Here is a 16,591-nt window from a genome sequence, read left to right as displayed (position 1 = left end):
ATTTTTATGGATACAAGTTGTGATTGCGGTGCGGTCAGTAGGGCGATCTTTTTAAAGCAGGCCGTGGGCGAGATCATCGGCACGTTTTTGATGTGCTTTTTTGGTATCGGTGCGGTGGCGACGGCGACGCTTTACGGCGCGCATACGGGGCCCTTTCAGGTAGGCATGATATGGGGTCTAGCCATCGCCATAGCGATCTACGCGACCAGAAACCTCTCTGCGGCGCATTTTAATCCCGCCGTTACCTTTGCGATGTGCGCTAGCGGCAGGTGCTCGTGGATAAATTTCCCGCTTTACGTCGTCGCTCAGTTTGTGGGCGCGATACTGGCTGGCTTCGTGCTTTGGATATTTTTCGCAGATAGCGTGCAGGCTGCTCTAAGCGCTGCGAGTGCTACGATGGAGGCAAAAAGCGCCGCTTATAGCATCTGGTGCGAGGTCTATCCAAACACTGCCAAAGGCGTGATAAGCACCAATGTTGCGGCGTTTGCCGAGGGGCTTGGCGTGTTTGTGCTGGTGATGGTTATATTTTGCATGACCGAAAGCTGCAACCTGGGACGCCCTAGCAACGACCTTTTCCCGCTTTTCATCGGGCTAACGGTCACGTGCATCATCGCAGTCGTAGGGCCGATGACGGACGCGGGGCTAAATCCAGCAAGAGATATGGGGCCGCGCGTGGTGGCATTTTTGGTGGGTTTTAAAGAGGCCTTTTCGTGGGACGTTCTTTACGTTTATGCGCTAGCGCCGATGATAGGCGGGCTGCTCGCGTCGCTGTTTTTCACCAAAGTGATCGAGCCGCTACACGTAACGGACAAAAAGAACAATAGTTGCAATATATGAATTTATAGGCTATGTTTTAAAAGTGTTGATTTTTAAAATTTAAAACGTTATAGCGTAGCCAAATCTTATGTAGCGACGCTATCGCCGCCGATTTTCAAGGAAGCCATAAGGCTGACCGCGAAAATCGTGCTACATGTTCGGCGCTTTGCGGAGTAAATAAGATTTGCGAAGCGTTCGTTTAAGGGTATTGACACTTTTTCAAATTAAAATTTAATCCAAAGGAGAAAACGATGAGTGACATCAGAGAACAGGTAAAAGAGTATTACAGTAAGGTTACCAAAGAAAATGCGGGCAAAATGGAGACTAAAATTTGCTCTTGCGCGGCTGAAAATTTACCGCGCCATTTAAAGGAGATCAGGGCGATGATCCCGGATGAGATCGTGCAGAGATTTTACGGCTGCGGCTCGCCGATACCGCCTGCGTTAGAGGGTTGCACGGTGCTTGACCTTGGCTGCGGCACCGGGCTTGATGTGTATATCCTCTCGCGTCTAGTGGGCGAGAGCGGCAGGGTCATCGGTGTGGATATGAACGAAGATCAGCTGGCTATCGCCAGAAAATATCAAGACGAGATGGCGAAGAAATTCGGCTATAAAAGATCAAACGTAGAATTTTTACAAGGCTACATCGAAGATCTAGCGAGCCTAGGCATCAAAGACGCCAGCGTCGATGTGGTCGTATCAAACTGCGTGATAAATTTATCTCCGTGCAAGCAAAGTGTTTTTAGCGAAATTTGGCGCGTGTTAAAGCGAGGCGGCGAGCTATATTTTTCCGATATTTTCGCCGATCGCCGCGTGCCTGAGGAGATCTCAAACGATCCTGTTTTGCGCGGAGAGTGCCTGGGTGGAGCTATGTATGTGGAGGATTTTAGGCGGCTGATGAGCAAGGTCGGTTGGAGCGATTTTAGATACGTTTCTACCGCAAAAGCCACGATAGATAACGAAGAAATCGAAGATCTGATAGAAAATATAAATTTCACTTCGCGTACCGTTAGAGCCATCAAGATCCCCGATCTGATGGAAGACATCTGCGAGCAATACGGGCAGTTTGCGACCTACAAAGGCGGCATGGTAGGGGCTAAATTTTACTTTGACCTCGACGATCATCACCGCTTTTTCAAAGACTTGCCGATGAGCGTGTGCGGAAATACATGCGCGATGGTCGAGGTGACTAGATTTGGCAAATATTTTGAGATACACGGCGACAGGAGCAAGCACTTTGGGCCGTTTGACTGCAGTGGCGGCTCATCTGGTGCAGACGGGGGCGCGTGCGAAGGCGGGTCTTGCTGCTGCTAAATTTAAGAAGCAAGGGCGATATTAGGCGGCTTTGCGCGGGTAAAAATTTAAGCTAAAAAGAGTAAAATAACGAGCTTAGAGGGCGGTCGCCTTTAAATAAATTTTAGGAATTTACATGAGAAAATTTCTTTTAGCACTTGCGAGTGCGGTTGTTTTGTTCGCTGCAAACGAGGTAGGACATCTAAGCGGCGATGAGGTGAGCAAGCTAGTGGGCTCAAAAGACGCAGTGATCGTCGATGTGAGGGTCGATGAGCAGTTTAACGAGGGGCACATCAAAGACGCCGTGCATATCCCGCTCAAAGATATTGAGGCCAATCCTGGTAAATTTAAGGATTTTGACGGCAAAAAAGTCGTGCTTTACTGCAACAGCGGCAGACAAAGCGGCAAAGCGGCTGAAATTTTACACAAAAACGGCATCAAAGACGTCTATAACGCCGACGGTGTCAAACAATACAAATACGATCTCGTAAAATAGATAAATTTACGGCTGGCTATGGCTGGTCGTAAATTTCCTTACTTTAAAATATTAAAATTTATACCAAATCCAAAACAGCCGCTAAAATTTAGGAGCAAGCATCATCCTAAACATCGCTATGGCATCTCTTACCATGCCGTTATATTTGGTATTTTCGATGTTGAAAAATCCTCTATGCAAGGTGAGTCCGTCCATCATGCTGACTATGGCTCTACTTAGTGTGAAAGTGTCGATATCGGCGTCGGCCTCACCTTTTTCTATCAAAAATTTTAAATTTTGCTCGTAAAAGGCGGCGATCTCTTCGAAAAATAGATTGTATTCGTCGGTAAAATCTTTGCTATTTAGCTGCGCCCCAAACGCCTCGAAGAAAATTTTTACATATTCGGCTCTTTTTTTGTTGATGAAGAGATTTTTTTCTATATGTTTTAAGAAATCATCAAGGCTCGGAAGCATTTTTTTAGGTATCAAGGACGATTTTAGGCTTGTGTAATGATCGACGTTGCACGCAGAGACTAGATCTTGTTTTGATGAAAAATACAGATACAAAGTGCCTTTTGCGATATCCGCCTCTTTTGCAATGTGCTCCATCGTCGTGCTGTTCACACCGTTTTTTAGGAACGTTGCGACCGCCGCTTTTATTATATTTTCTCTCATCAGTTCTTTATCTACGACCTTTGCCACCCTGTCCCCTTTATGCAAAAAGCGTTATTATAACAGTATTGTTGCTTATTTATTACTAAAATTTTTGACTTAATTATTAAAATACAGAAATTTTAGCAAAAAATCAAATTTTTAAGCTGTAATTAATGTAAAAAGGATTACTATTCTACTAAATAAATGACTGGCTAGTCAGTCATAAAATTTCAAAATTCAAACCTATCGCAACGATAGACGAAAGGAAAACACATGAAAATAGCCGTAGTGTATAAGTGGGGCAGAGACCCCGAGTCAGCCGTCGTACGCAGTGACGGTAACGTTGATTGGCGCGGTGCGAAAATGGTGGCGCTAGAGGACGACCCTGCCGCACTTGCGGTAGCTAAAAACATCGCAAGTGGCACAAATGCCGATATAGTCGGAGTTTGCATCGGGGACGGCGATGCTAGCTGGATACTTGCGCGCGGTGTGAAAGAGACATTCAGCGTGGCTGACGCGCCAAATTTAGACGATCAGGCGTTGGTAGCTAAAATTTTAGCCGCCGCTATCAAAAAGATAGGCGATGTGGATGTGGTCGTTATAGGAGATTGTGCGGCGTATCCTATGGTTGCAGGCTGCTTGGCGGGCGAGCTTGGATTTAGCGCTGTTGGTAGTGTGATCTCTGCGAGCGCGACTGCTGATAGTATCGTAGCTACAAGACATATCGGCAACGAAGAGCAGACCATCACGGTTAAGACCCCAGCCGTGCTTGGCGTGGTGGCTCAGACCGAGGAGAAAAATGCTCCCGGCATGAAAGATATGCTGATGGCGAGGAAAAAACCGATAAACAACGTCGCTTCTGCCGAGCTTGGAGTGGAGCTAAAAGATAGATTCGTCTCGCTTAAATTAAGCGTGCCTGAGACTAAGCACACTACGCTGTTTAACGAGGACGCACAAAGTGCGGCTAAAAAACTAGTAGATGCATTGAAAAAAGAGGGAGTATTGCTATGAGTATTTGTATGATCGTAACTGATGAAGCGCCGTTTGGCGGCATGTTAAATATCGCTAAAAGCTTAGGCGATGTCTGCGCCGTGGTGCTTGGTTCTAAAAATTTAGCGGATAAAGTCGCTGCTAGCGGCGTTAGCTCGGTGATATTCGCCGAGACGAATTTGCCCGAGTCAAAGGCAAAAGCGGTGGCAGCGGAAATAAAAAATTTAGCTCCAAAGCTTGTTTTAGCAAGTCTCGCTCCGGGAGCGAAGATAGTAGCAGGAGCCGTTACAGCGGCACTTGACGGGGTCGCTATACCAAATGTCACGGAGGCTAAATTTGAAAATGACTCGCTAGTCGTCACTCAAAGCGCACTTGGTGGTCATGTTTTAGAGACATTAAAAAGCGACAAACCAGTCGTTGCCTTTTATGACGGCAAAGATGTCGAAGCGCCAAGCGGTTCAAGCGTAGAGATAAAAACGCTTGACGGTGAGAGCTATCAAATGGATATGAAAAGCCAGAATTTAGGCTCTGAAAAATCAGGCTTACTGGAAGCTTCTAGGGTCGTATCTTTTGGTAGGGGCGTGAAGTCAAAAGACGATATCGCGCTCATAAGGTCTTTGGCAGAGGCGCTAAATGCCGAAGTGAGTTGCTCGATGCCGATCGCAGACGATCTTGGCTGGATGCCAAAGGAGTGCTACATCGGACGTTCAGGTCAGAAAATTTCACCAAAGCTTTACTTTACGGTGGGAATTTCAGGCGCTCCTCAACATTTAGAGGGCGTAAGAGGTGCAAAGATAATAGTAGCGGTCGATAAAGACCCTGACGCTAGGATATTTAAGTCCGCTGATTACGGCATAGTAGGCGATCTTTATGAGGTCATACCGGCGGTTCAAGACGCCCTTAAAAATTAAAAGGATAAAAAATGGAATTTGACGCACATTACGATGTAGTGGTTATCGGTGGTGGCGGATCAGGACTTTCGGCTGCCGTTCAGGCTGCAAAAAACGGCAACACTTGCGCCGTTTTGGAAAAAGAGGCGACTACGGGCGGTAGCTCGTCTTTTGCCGAAGGGCACGCGGCATTCGAGTCTGACGAGCAGGAAAAAAGAGGCATACACGTAAGCAAAGAAGAAGCGTTTAACACCTATATGGATTATTCTCATTGGAGGGCAAAGCCTGCTTTGGTGTCAAAATTCGTCCATAATGCCGATAAAACGATAGTAAAAATGCGTGAAGAAGGCGCAGTGTATGAAAACGTCGAGGTCACAGCGCCAGATCAACCAGGCGAGCTCGTCACTTGGCACCTACCAGAGGGCGAAGTAGCGCGCGTCATCGAACTTTTAGAGGCGGACGCCGTAAGGCGCGGAGTGGATCTGTTTTTATCGACATCTGCTGTTGAAATTTTAAAACAAGACGGAAAGATCATCGGCGTCAAAGCCGTAGATGCAAACAATGAAGAGGTCTTACTCGGTGCAAAGGCTGTCGTAGTGGCTACCGGCGGATATGCAAATAATCCTGAAATGATGAATAAATACGGCAAGCATAACATCGGTGAGCGAGTCATAAACGTAGGAGGTGCGGGCAATACAGGCGACGGCATACGCATGGTGCTAAATGCGGGCGGAGCGTTAAATTCAAATATCGGAACGAGACTACTTTTTCCTTTCATGAGAGACAAGACGATCACGAGCCATACCAATGCCGCAGGCTTTCAGCCGTATTTTTGGGTCGATAAAGACGCAAAACGCTTCGTAAATGAGCAAATCGGGCTAAATTTCGGTAATGCGGGCGATATGGTCGCATCGCTTCATGGCTCTATGTTTTGGTCGGTCTTGGGACAAGAAGCCATAGAGCACCTAGTAAATGCAGGAAACGAGGTCGGTCTTGGAATTTACGTCAGAAACTATGAAAAGCTCGTAAATTTACCGACTGAAATAGCGGCCGATGCAGCTGACGCTGCTCGCACGAATGTCGTCTCGGCTGGCACGATAGAGGAGCTTGCCGCAAAAATGGGTGTAGATAGCACTATGTTAAAATCGCAAGTCGATGAATACAATAAAATTTGCGACCTTGGCGTGGATGATAAATTTTATAAAGAGAAAAAATATCTCTATCCTATCAGGAAAGCTCCGTTTTACGCCATCAAAATGGAAACGGGCATAATGATAACTATGGGTGCGCTTGAAATAGACGAGTGCATGAGATCACTTGATGAAAATGGAGATCCTATCCCTGGTCTATATGTCGTCGGCTGCGATGCGGGCGGTATGTATGGCGAGTCTTATGCGCTTCCTGTGCCAGGCTCGGCTAACGGTTTTGCGCTAACTTCTGGTTGGCTTGCAGCCGATGATATAAGCGCAAGAATAAACTCCAAAGAGCTTTAAAGGAGCGAGTAATGGCTGATGAAACGCTTGATGTCGTCGTCGTTGGCGGCGGTATAGCAGGTCTAGTGTGCGCGTATGAGTTAGCAAAGGACGGCAAGGAAGTCGTCCTTATAGAGCGTGGAAGCGAAGTGGGCTCTAAAAATTTATCCGGCGGCGCATTTTACTGCCGCGTGATGGAGGAAATTTTCCCGAATTTCATAGAAGAAGCCCCGATAGAAAGGCGTATAACTCATAATATCGTGAGCTTTTTAAATGAAACCTCAGCGGTGAATATCGATTATTACGATGAGCGCTTGGCAAAACCGGTAAATGCCGTAAGCGTGCTGAGGGCTAAATTTGACGCGTGGCTCGCGCAAAAATGCGAGGAGGCTGGCGTGATGATAATGCCTGGCGTAAAGGTCGATTCTCTCATCAAAGAGGGCGATAAATTTGTAGGGGTCAAAGCCGGAGACGACGAGCTGATGGCTAAGGTCGTCGTCTTGGCTGATGGAGTGAATTCATTTTTAGCAGTCGATGCGGGCGTCAGGCAAAAGCAGCCTCCAAAACGCCTAGCCGTAGGCGTGAAATCAGTCATCGCCCTGCCTAAAAAGACGATACAAGACAGATTTCATCTAAAAGATGATGAGGGCGCGGCGTATGCGATAGTAGGAGACGCTACCAAAGGCGTAGCAGGAGGCGGCTTTTTATACACGAACGCCGAGTCTATATCGCTTGGCGTCGTGCTTCAGCTTGAAGATATGGCAAGTAGCGGATTTAAATCCTCCCAACTTCATGATTATTATCTCTCGCACCCAGCTATCGCACCGCTCATCGATGGCGGCGAACTCCTAGAATACGGCTGTCACTTGATAATGGAGGATGGACCCGCGATGATAAAAGAGTGCATCGCAAAGCCGGGGCTTCTTATAGTGGGAGATGCGGCTGGATTTGCGCTAAATACGGGCTTTACGGTGCGCGGAATGGATCTAGCGGCTGGGTCTGGACTGGCGGCTGCAAACACCATAAAAATGGCGTTTGAAAAAGATGATTTTTCTCAAAGCGCTATGGACGTTTATAAAAGTGAGCTTGATAAAAACTGGGTCGGGCTCGATATGAAGACGTATGAAAAAGCGCCGCATTTTTTAGAGACGAAGCGCCTTTATAAGGACTACGGTTTGCTTTTAGCCGATGTGCTTTACGGAGTTTATAACCACGATCTGACACCAAGAAGGCCTTTGCGAAAGGTTGCGTTTGACGCATTTAAGAGCTCGAAGATAAAATTTAGCGAGCTCGTAAGAGATGCGTTTGTGGGCTTGAAATCTTTATAAAAGGATAAAAAATGGTAAATTTTGGCAATGTGACCGAGAGGCTGAATAAAAATTTATATTATTTGGATGAGAAAAATTCGCATATAAAGATAAATCAGGAAAATTTGAAAAAAAGCGGTATAGGCAAGCTTTTGGTGGATATTTGCCCTGCGCACGTTTATACTCAGGAGAGTAACGGCGATGTGAGCGCGTCGTATGCGGCTTGCTTGGAGTGTGGCACCTGTTTTGCGCTAGCGAACAAAGGTGAGCTCGACTGGCATTACCCGATCGGCGGATGCGGAATTTGCTTTAAAGAGGGGTAGATAAAATTTGGCCTTGTCTTCAGCAAGGCCAAATTTGGATATCTTGTGGTTATAATCTTTTATAGTTCTTGGTTAAACCTTAATATACAAACAGCATCTCTATTATCTGCTAATATAGAAAGTAAAATTTTCATGATAGTATCCTTTGGGGGAATTTGGTATTGGTATTATAGCTTTAAAGGTTTTAAATCATAAAGGAGCTGGCGGTAAATTTATACCGCCAAATTTAGGAGTAGGTTATTGATTTTTATCAGTCATTTTTTCAAATTTTGCTACGCTAAAAAACGCAAATTTATAGCCAGCGATGAGTGCCACCGGCCAAAGTATAAGAAATATCAAAGAGTGTATCATCTTTTCTCCTAGTATGCGTGGTGATCGTTTGCGATCTCGTCTTGCGTGATCTTTTTGCTGTCTATCGCGCACCAAACTACAAATATATACGCTAAGACGACCGGAACTAGCAGGCTCACATACGCCATTACGCCAAGAGTATAGTGGCTGGAGCTCGCATTTTTGATGGTAAGTGAGCTTTGAAGGTCGTTAAATGACGGATAAAATGCCGTATCGTTTAGCCCTGTTATCAAAAATAGCGCGGTCACGACGAGTATCACGCCTACGCCGTAAGGTAAAATCCCATAGATGCTTTTGCTAAATGCTCCTCTAAAAATTCCATACAGCACGAGCAAGATGCCAACTATCATCGCAGCTGCGATCCATGGCATCTGGATCAAATTTAAAGCGTATTTGTAGCTTACCATGCTAACGATGCCGTCTTTGTCGTATCCAAACCCATCTTTCATTAGCACCCACGCAAGAAATGCAAGGAAAAACGGCAAAAATGCGATCGTATTTTTCAAAAGCGCCTTTCTGGCGTTTGCTCTAAATTCCTCGTCGTCAATGTTGTTTATGAGATAAAGCGCCCCGCCCACGCGAGAGAGGAAAAACATAGCAAGCCCCAGTAGATAAAGCATCGGGTTTGCGAGTGCTTCAAGCCCACGCCAAGGGGTTTGCCATTGGACGAAATTTTGGTCGTTTAGTACAAAGTCACTACCGGCAAAAAACGTGCTAACGGCCATACCTATCAGTATCACTCCCACCGAGCCGTTTATGAAAAGGAAAATTTCATAGGTTTTTGCGCCCAGGAAGTTATCGGGCTTTTTGCGGTATTCGTAGCTGACGGCCTGGACGATGAAGCAAAAAAGTATCGCTAGCCAGACCCAGTACGCTCCGCCAAAGCTCGTCGCGTAAAATAGCGGAAACGCCGCAAAGCACGCTCCGCCAAACATCACGAGCGTAGTGAATGTGAGCTCCCATTTGCGTCCGATCGAGTTTATGAGCATATCTTTTTGTATCTCGTTTTTACCGAGTGAAAATATCATCGTTTGGCCGCCTTGAACAAACATCATAAACACGAGTAGCCCGCCTAACAGACTGACTATGAACCACCAATAAATTTGTAAAGTTTCGAGTGAGAGACTATGCATGGTTTTCAAATCCTATCTTTATTTGCTTTAGCATGATTTTGACTTCAGCGATGAGAAGCACGGTAAAGAGTATCGTAAACAACGCGACTGAAATTTTGATATTCGTATCGGCTAAATTCGTAGCTCCTACGCCCACGGTCATGAGATCTTGTATGACCCAAGGCTGACGCCCGACCTCGGCCACTATCCAGCCGGCCTCAGCCGCCACGAAGCCAAGCGGTATGGTAAATACGCACAGCCAAAGTAACTTTTTGAAATTTACGATGTCAAATTTGCTTGAAAGGCACATAAACAAAGTCAGCGCAAATAGTGCGATAAAATAAGTGCCAAGTGCGACCATCACGTGAAAGCTATAAAACGTGAGCCCGACATGAGGTACGAGATCCTCGACATTTTTGATGTAGCCGTAGCCTAAGAATTTTAAATTTTGCTCCAAAGTTTGCTTTGAGCTTGCCATCACGCTCTCATCGCCCGCTTTTTTGGCATCTTTGTAGGCTCTTAAAGCATCTACTGCGAGCCTTCCTTTTTCCATCTTGCTGGCTGCGCTTTCGATGCCCTCTTTTTCGTTGCCGTAGATGATGTCGTCGATGCCCGGAGTGAAGTTGTTTATGCCTCTAGTAGCCATGAGCCCAAGCGCATAAGGCACCTTTAGCTCGAGTAAAAACGCCTCTTTATCATCGCCCGCTTTTTTGTTGGGGTTTAAAATCCCCATCGCTACGAGGCCGGCATTTGTCTCGCCTTTATAAAGCCCCTCCATCGCAGCTAGCTTCATAGGCTGTTTGTTTGCAGCTTGATACGCGCTCTCATCGCCGCTAAATAGCAAAAATACAGACGTTATCAGTCCAAAGCTGGCCGCTACGACGATACTTTTTTTAGCCATCACGACGTTGCGTCCTTTCAGCAAAAACCAGGCTGAAATTCCGATCACAAAAAGCGCCGCGATAGAGTATCCGCTGGTGACGGTGTGTAGAAATTTTATGATACCGACCGGATTTAGTGCGACGTCTAGGAAATTTTGCATCTCCATCCTGGCGGTATCAGGGTTGAATTTCATACCTATTGGATACTGCATCCAGCCGTTTGCGATGAGTATCCAAAGCGCGCTTAAATTTGAGCCGATCGCGACAAGCCAGGTCGAGACGAGGTGAAATTTCTTGCTGACTTTGTTCCAGCCAAAGAACATGACCGCAAAAAACGTGCTCTCTAGGAAAAATGCGAGCAATCCCTCGATCGCAAGCGGTGCACCGAAGATGTCGCCCACGAACCAGCTGTAATTTGCCCAGTTGGTGCCAAACTCAAATTCCATTATGATGCCGGTGGCCACGCCGATAGCGAAATTTATACCAAAGAGCTTGAGCCAAAACCTCGTTATATCAAGCCATTGTTTGCTGCCCGTCTTGACGTAGATGCTCTCCATTATCGCGACGATGAAACTAAGCCCCAGTGTGAGCGGGACGAAGATGAAGTGATAAATCGCGGTTAGCGCGAACTGAGCCCTAGACCAGTCAACCGAAGCCAAATCAGACATTTTATTCCTTTGTGAGACTGTTGATAACGAAGTCGCTTTTTTCCTCGTTGGTCTCAAATTTTGTATTTAACGTTTCATTGAAAAGAAAAATTTTAAGTATGCCAAACATTATGATAAGCTTTATCGCTATTATGAGCCATAGCTTTTTACCCAGCTTCATGCCCTTAAAGCCGTCTATATATAAAGACGCGATGTTGTTTAAGTATCGTTTTATCATGATTTTGGAAGTGTATAACAAAAAAACTTAAAAAATAATTTTTAAATTTCACAATGACTTAATACCTTACTAAATATTTAAAAGGTATAATCGACACATCTAAAAAATAATAAATTTAAGGAAAATTCATGGCTAAAGAGACGAAGTATATTTTTATCACCGGAGGCGTGCTGAGCTCGCTTGGTAAGGGTATCGCAGCCGCATCTATCGCCACGCTTTTAAAAAACGTAGGGTTAAAGGTGAGTATGCTAAAGGCCGATCCATATATCAACGTAGATCCGGGCACGATGAGTCCGCTTGAACACGGCGAGGTTTTCGTGACTGATGATGGAGCGGAGACGGACCTTGATCTGGGACATTACGAGCGTTTTTTAGACGAGAGCTTGTCTCAAAAAAACAACTTCACCACCGGACGCGTTTATAGCGCCGTCATAGAAAAGGAGCGCAGGGGCGATTATCTTGGCAAAACGATACAAGTCATCCCGCACATCGTAGGCGAGATCGTGGATCGCATCAAAAAAGCGGGCGAGGGCAATGACGTCCTCATCGTCGAGATCGGCGGGACGGTCGGCGATATAGAGGGGTTGCCTTTTTTAGAGGCTATCCGCGCACTTAGGATAGAGGTCGGCAAAAAACGCGCGATGAATATCCATCTCACGCTCGTGCCTTTTATAAAGGTCGCAGGCGAGCTAAAGACCAAGCCTACACAGCACAGCGTGGGCGAGCTGCGCCGTATCGGCATAAGCCCCGATATGATCATCTGCCGCTCGGAAATGCCGTTAAACCGCGAGCTAAAGGACAAGATCGCTTCAAGCTGCGGCGTGGAGAAAAACTGCGTCATCGAAAGTAGCGACAGCGCGAGTATCTATCAGATCCCGCTTTCGTTTTTAAAACAAGATATTTTAACGCCGATCGCTGAAAATTTAGGCCTTGGCGAGCTAAAGCCAGATATGTCGAAATGGGACAGCCTCGTTAAACGCATAATAGCTCCGACAAACGAGACTACGATAGCCTTCGTGGGTAAATACGTCGATCTAAAAGAGAGCTACAAGAGCCTGACTGAGAGCATCATTCACGCAGGAGCAAATCTTGATACGAGAGTAAATTTAAAATGGATAGACAGCGAAAAGATCGAGCCCGGCAACGTAAACGAGCTGCTTAAAGACGTGGACGGGATCTTAGTCGCCGGCGGCTTTGGCGAGCGCGGCGTTTTAGGCAAGATGCAGGCGATAAAATTTGCTCGCGAGAATAAAGTCCCTTATCTTGGAATTTGCCTTGGCATGCAGCTTGCGATGATAGAATTTGCAAGAGACGTGCTGAATTTAGAGGATGCAAATTCCATAGAATTTGACGCAAAATGCAAAAATCCTATCATCTATCTGATAGACAGCTTCATCGACGTAAGCGGTAAAAAGCAGATCCGCACGTACAAAAGCCCGCTTGGCGGGACGATGAGGCTAGGAGCCTATGAGTGGGACATAAAGGCAAATTCACTTTTAAGTAAAATTTACGGCGGAGCCAAGAAGATAAAAGAGCGCCACCGTCATCGCTACGAGGCAAACCCGAAATATAGGGCGGAATTTGAAAAAGCCGGGCTGATAGTAAGCGGCGAAAGCGACGGGCTGATCGAGGCTATCGAGCTAAAAGATCATCCGTGGTTCGTCGGCGTGCAGTGTCATCCTGAATTTACCTCCCGTCTGACCAGGCCAAACCCGACTATACTTGGCTTCATCCGCGCCAGCATAGCAAATCATGTTAAGTAAGGAAGATATCAGGAATTTATTGGAGCTTAGATTTAGTAACGATATCCACAAAAAGCTTTCGCAAATTCCTACTCCAAGCGCCCTAAAGGATATCTTTAAAGGCGCGATGCGTATCAAAGAGGCGATGCAAAAAGACGAACTCATAGTCATCGTCGGGGACTATGATGTCGATGGCGTTGTCTCTAGCGTGATACTGGCAGAATTTTTTGACGATCTGGGGGTTGGCAACTATCAAGTGCGTATCCCAAATCGCTTCAAGGACGGCTACGGTCTAAACCCGGACATTATCGAAGAGCTAGATGAAAACGTAAAGCTCATCATCACCGTCGACAACGGCATCAGCGCGAACGATGCGGCGCAAATTTGCAAAGCACGCGGCATCGATCTCATCATCACCGATCATCACATGCCCCCGCCCGTGATGCCGGAAGCCTACGCGATCATCAACCCAAAGCAGCCCGGCTGCACCTTCCCAAATATCGAAATTTGCGGCGCTGAGGTAGCGTGGTATCTAGTCGGTGCGCTAAAGGATGTGTGCAAGCTAAACTACGATATGAGTAAATTCCTGGAGCTTTTAGCCATCGCCATAATCGCCGATATGATGGAGCTTCGCGATATGAACAGGATGCTGGTGCGACTGGGGCTAAACAGACTAAATAGCTCCAAACGGGCTGCATTTCGCGCGATAAAGGAATTTTACGGTAAGGATAAATTTGAGTGCGATGATATCAGCTTTCTTATCGCTCCTCTCATAAATTCCGCCGGGCGTATGGACGATGCGATGAATTCGTTTGATTTCTTACGCGCAAAGACAATTGATAAAGCGTATGATTATCTTGATATGATAATCGACTTTAACAACTCCCGCAAAGAGGAGGAGCGCGCACTTTTTGAATGCTCGCTAAAGGACGTGAGAGATGATGACGAGATCATCGTCACGTGGGGCGAGCAGTGGCACGAGGGCGTCATCGGTATCGTCGCGAGCCGCCTGGCAAAGCACTTTTCAAAGCCGGCCATCGTTTTTAGTATAGATAGAGGCAGGGCCAAAGGCAGTGCCAGAAGTATAGGCAAGCTCGATATCCTCGCGCTCATCGCAAAGCATGAAGACCTGCTAAACAGCTACGGCGGGCACAAAGGCGCGGCCGGCCTTGTGATTGCGCCTGAGAATTTGCAGAAATTTAAAGAGGAGATAAACAAAAGCTGCTTTTTGATGGACTTGCATCAGTTTGCCAGCTCGGACGAGCTTTTGGGCGATATAAGCGCCAAAGAGATCGACTTTGAGCTACTTGAAATTTTGGAGCTTTACGAGCCATACGGGCAGAAAAATCCGCGCCCGATATTTAGGATCGACGGTGCTGTCGTCAAAAACGAAAAGCTGATCGGCCGCGATCAAAATCACCTCAAGCTCATATTGCAAAAAGACGACAAGACCCTTGAGGCGCTGTTTTTTAACTTCACGCGCCACGTCAAAGTCGGCGAGAGCATAAACATCATCTTTTCTATCTCTAAAAATTCATTTCGTGGGCTTGTCACGCCACAGCTTTTGATAAGAGAAGTTTTGTAAATTTAGGCGGGCTAAATTTAGCTTGCTTTGCCTTGTTTGAATGCTAAAATTCCTATTGATATGGCTTTATTTTTAAAGTATCAATTTTTAAAATTTTAGGCTCTGTTAAAATATTTCATTGATTTTTAACTTTCAAAGCAGGAGAATGCGAACAGCATTCGAGTAAAACCTTGTGAAGCGACGCTATCGCCGCCGATTTTCAGAGAAGCCGTAAGGCTGAATGCGGTCCGCTTGCGGTTGCGAGTGCAACGAAGCGTCTTGAAAAGCTGCGAGCAATGCGAAGCAGAAAAAATCGTGCTAAGGCTTAACTTCACTTCGTTCGCAACTACAAAGTAGAAGTGAAGCAAATGTCAATGATTTATTATAACGGAACCTTTAAATTTAAAGGACAAAAATGAAAAAATCTTTTTTTGCGCGATATTTGTAGCGGTGCTGTTTGGTAGGGATATTTGCGGCGATGTGGGTATGCAAGGGATATTGTTTAATCTAAAAACAAGCCCAGCAAAGCCATCTAGCGATGTGTCGTTAAAGGAAGTAACCTGCAAAAATAGCGTCGTCACGCAAAGATATGTCTTAAAAAATTTTGAAAATTTTGACTTTGACAAGCTGGCTGGCAAACAAAAACAAGAGCTAAAAGAGGTCATAAGACACGGCACGATAGAGTTTTATTGTAAAAAAGTTATGACGCTGTACGGCATAGATGTGCTAAATATATTGGGGCTTGGGACTTTTGATATGAGATGGGTGTATGAGACGCAAACGGGTAAAATTTTTGAAGAGGTCTTGACGCGCTACGAAGCAGACTGCAAACGCTAAATTTGCACGAGAGATAAATTTGACGGGGCAAAACGCCCCGAAATTTAGGCTAATTTCGCCAAATTCTTTTTAACGAATTCGCCAAACTCATCTTGGCTTAAAATTTTCTTGCCAAGCTTTTCCTTGTACTCTTTGCCAAGCTCACATAAAATTTTGCGGTTCACCTCACTTTGGGACTTGCCGTGCTTTTTGAGGATGTTGTTTAGCTCGTATTCCTCGGAGAAATTTACTAACTCTGCATCTTTTGCCATGGTTGCTTCTTTAAAAAGATATAGAGCAACTATACAACCTTTAGATTTAAATTTTTATTATAGTTTCGCTACTCTCGTCCGCTTAGAAGTGGCACGAACAAACACTCGTCAAATACGCTCTCGCTGATATTGCCGCTCTCGTCTTTTTTAAATTTCACGATGAATTGCTTCTCATGTTTTTTGATCGGAGCGACCAAAATGCCGCCGTTTTTGAGCTGGTTGAAGAGATTTTGTCCGACCTTATCAGTGGCCGCCGATATCAGGATACGGTCAAACGGTGCGTAGCTCTTCCAGCCGTTGTTACCGTCGTCGTAGCGCACATGCACGTTACGTATCTTTAGCGCTTCGAAGCGTTTTTTGGCCTCCATAGCCAGCTTTTCTATGCGTTCCACGCTAAATACCCTATGCGCCAGCTTGCCAAGTATGGCCGCCTGATAGCCGCTGCCACAGCCGATCTCTAGCACGTTGTCGATGCCTTTGTCGCACTCTAGCGCAAGCGTCATCTTTGCCACAGTCAGTGGCGAGCTGATCCATTGATTGCCCAAGATCGGCTGCGCGTCCAGCTTATAGGCGTGCGTTTTTATCGGAACGAAAATTTCTCTCTCTGTCGTTGCGATGGCTTTATAAACGGCCGGTGCGAGTGTGATCTCGTCTGCGATCTCATCGGCTAAATTCTGGCATTTTATCTCTTCGAGGGATGTCAAAGTCATATCCTAAATGAAAATTAAATTCGTATTATATGTAAATAA

Annotated in this window: 17 protein-coding genes; 11 read left to right on the top strand and 6 right to left on the bottom strand. The window is 45.9% G+C overall.

Going from position 1 to position 16,591, the window contains the following annotated elements; all coding sequences use genetic code 11:
- Positions 1–6: 6 nt before the first annotated feature.
- From CCVT_RS09480 to CCVT_RS09470, 3 genes are all read left to right on the top strand, one after another.
- Positions 7–837, top strand: coding sequence for an MIP/aquaporin family protein (locus tag CCVT_RS09480; RefSeq protein WP_018137174.1), 831 nt, complete (start codon positions 7–9; stop codon positions 835–837).
- Positions 838–1,067: 230 nt separating this feature from the next.
- Positions 1,068–2,129 (top strand): methyltransferase domain-containing protein, encoded by a 1,062-nt coding sequence (locus CCVT_RS09475; protein WP_018137173.1) that lies wholly within the window; start codon positions 1,068–1,070, stop codon positions 2,127–2,129.
- A gap of 115 nt (positions 2,130–2,244) precedes the next feature.
- Positions 2,245–2,604 (top strand): rhodanese-like domain-containing protein, encoded by a 360-nt coding sequence (locus tag CCVT_RS09470; RefSeq protein WP_018137172.1) that lies wholly within the window; start codon positions 2,245–2,247, stop codon positions 2,602–2,604.
- Between the two features lie 81 nt (positions 2,605–2,685).
- Here the strand turns inward: CCVT_RS09470 and CCVT_RS09465 are convergent, their stop codons facing one another.
- Positions 2,686–3,285, bottom strand: coding sequence for a TetR/AcrR family transcriptional regulator (locus tag CCVT_RS09465; RefSeq protein WP_018137171.1), 600 nt, complete (start codon positions 3,283–3,285; stop codon positions 2,686–2,688).
- A 225-nt stretch (positions 3,286–3,510) separates the two neighbouring features.
- On the opposite strand from CCVT_RS09465, the gene CCVT_RS09460 reads away from it, so the two are divergent.
- Genes CCVT_RS09460 through CCVT_RS09440 form a run of 5 tightly spaced genes read left to right on the top strand, consistent with a single transcriptional unit; the run spans position 3,511 to position 8,219 of the window.
- Entirely contained in the window at positions 3,511–4,248 is a 738-nt protein-coding gene (locus tag CCVT_RS09460; RefSeq protein WP_018137170.1) for an electron transfer flavoprotein subunit beta/FixA family protein, read from the top strand.
- Complete coding sequence (locus CCVT_RS09455) at positions 4,245–5,138, top strand: electron transfer flavoprotein subunit alpha/FixB family protein (protein WP_018137169.1); 894 nt, start codon at positions 4,245–4,247, stop codon at positions 5,136–5,138. Before CCVT_RS09460 ends, CCVT_RS09455 begins: the two co-directional genes overlap by 4 nt.
- Positions 5,139–5,149: 11 nt before the next feature.
- On the top strand, positions 5,150–6,610 hold the full coding sequence (locus CCVT_RS09450; RefSeq protein ID WP_018137168.1) for an FAD-dependent oxidoreductase: 1,461 nt from the start codon (positions 5,150–5,152) through the stop codon (positions 6,608–6,610).
- Between the two features lie 11 nt (positions 6,611–6,621).
- Positions 6,622–7,917, top strand: coding sequence for an FAD-dependent oxidoreductase (locus CCVT_RS09445; protein WP_018137167.1), 1,296 nt, complete (start codon positions 6,622–6,624; stop codon positions 7,915–7,917).
- 11 nt (positions 7,918–7,928) lie between these two features.
- The gene (locus tag CCVT_RS09440) at positions 7,929–8,219 is read left to right on the top strand and encodes a ferredoxin family protein (protein ID WP_018137166.1); all 291 of its coding nucleotides are present in this window, start codon (positions 7,929–7,931) and stop codon (positions 8,217–8,219) included.
- Positions 8,220–8,578: 359 nt separating this feature from the next.
- Here the strand turns inward: CCVT_RS09440 and CCVT_RS09435 are convergent, their stop codons facing one another.
- From CCVT_RS09435 to CCVT_RS09425, 3 genes are read right to left on the bottom strand one after another with little or no spacing between them, the layout of a single operon-like run.
- Positions 8,579–9,703, bottom strand: coding sequence for a cytochrome d ubiquinol oxidase subunit II (locus tag CCVT_RS09435; RefSeq protein WP_026175535.1), 1,125 nt, complete (start codon positions 9,701–9,703; stop codon positions 8,579–8,581).
- Positions 9,696–11,231 (bottom strand): cytochrome ubiquinol oxidase subunit I, encoded by a 1,536-nt coding sequence (locus CCVT_RS09430; protein WP_018137164.1) that lies wholly within the window; start codon positions 11,229–11,231, stop codon positions 9,696–9,698. The genes CCVT_RS09435 and CCVT_RS09430 overlap by 8 nt, the downstream gene beginning before the upstream one ends.
- 1 nt (position 11,232) lies before the next feature.
- On the bottom strand, positions 11,233–11,448 hold the full coding sequence (locus CCVT_RS09425) for a DUF4492 domain-containing protein (protein WP_009649759.1): 216 nt from the start codon (positions 11,446–11,448) through the stop codon (positions 11,233–11,235).
- Between the two features lie 128 nt (positions 11,449–11,576).
- Here CCVT_RS09425 and CCVT_RS09420 point away from each other — a divergent pair, with 128 nt between their 5' ends.
- From CCVT_RS09420 to CCVT_RS09410, 3 genes are all read left to right on the top strand, one after another.
- A complete protein-coding gene (locus CCVT_RS09420) occupies positions 11,577–13,211 on the top strand; it encodes a CTP synthase (RefSeq protein ID WP_018137163.1) in 1,635 nt (544 codons plus the stop codon).
- Positions 13,201–14,775 (top strand): single-stranded-DNA-specific exonuclease RecJ, encoded by a 1,575-nt coding sequence (gene recJ / locus CCVT_RS09415; RefSeq protein ID WP_018137162.1) that lies wholly within the window; start codon positions 13,201–13,203, stop codon positions 14,773–14,775. Before CCVT_RS09420 ends, recJ begins: the two co-directional genes overlap by 11 nt.
- 465 nt (positions 14,776–15,240) lie before the next feature.
- On the top strand, positions 15,241–15,591 hold the full coding sequence (locus tag CCVT_RS09410) for a hypothetical protein (protein ID WP_211437507.1): 351 nt from the start codon (positions 15,241–15,243) through the stop codon (positions 15,589–15,591).
- A gap of 44 nt (positions 15,592–15,635) precedes the next feature.
- Here CCVT_RS09410 and CCVT_RS09405 read toward each other — a convergent pair whose 3' ends face one another.
- The gene (locus CCVT_RS09405) at positions 15,636–15,842 is read right to left on the bottom strand and encodes a hypothetical protein (protein WP_018137160.1); all 207 of its coding nucleotides are present in this window, start codon (positions 15,840–15,842) and stop codon (positions 15,636–15,638) included.
- Between the two features lie 68 nt (positions 15,843–15,910).
- Positions 15,911–16,546 carry a protein-L-isoaspartate(D-aspartate) O-methyltransferase gene (locus CCVT_RS09400; protein WP_009649793.1) on the bottom strand — a complete coding sequence of 212 codons (636 nt, stop codon included), beginning with the start codon at positions 16,544–16,546 and terminating at the stop codon, positions 15,911–15,913.
- Positions 16,547–16,591 lie beyond the last annotated feature (45 nt).

Source organism: Campylobacter curvus (assembly GCF_013372125.1).
GTDB classification, from domain to species: Bacteria; Campylobacterota; Campylobacteria; order Campylobacterales; family Campylobacteraceae; genus Campylobacter_A; species Campylobacter_A curvus.
Note: the sequence above shows the minus strand (reverse complement) of the source record. Positions and strands in the feature narration are given on the sequence as shown.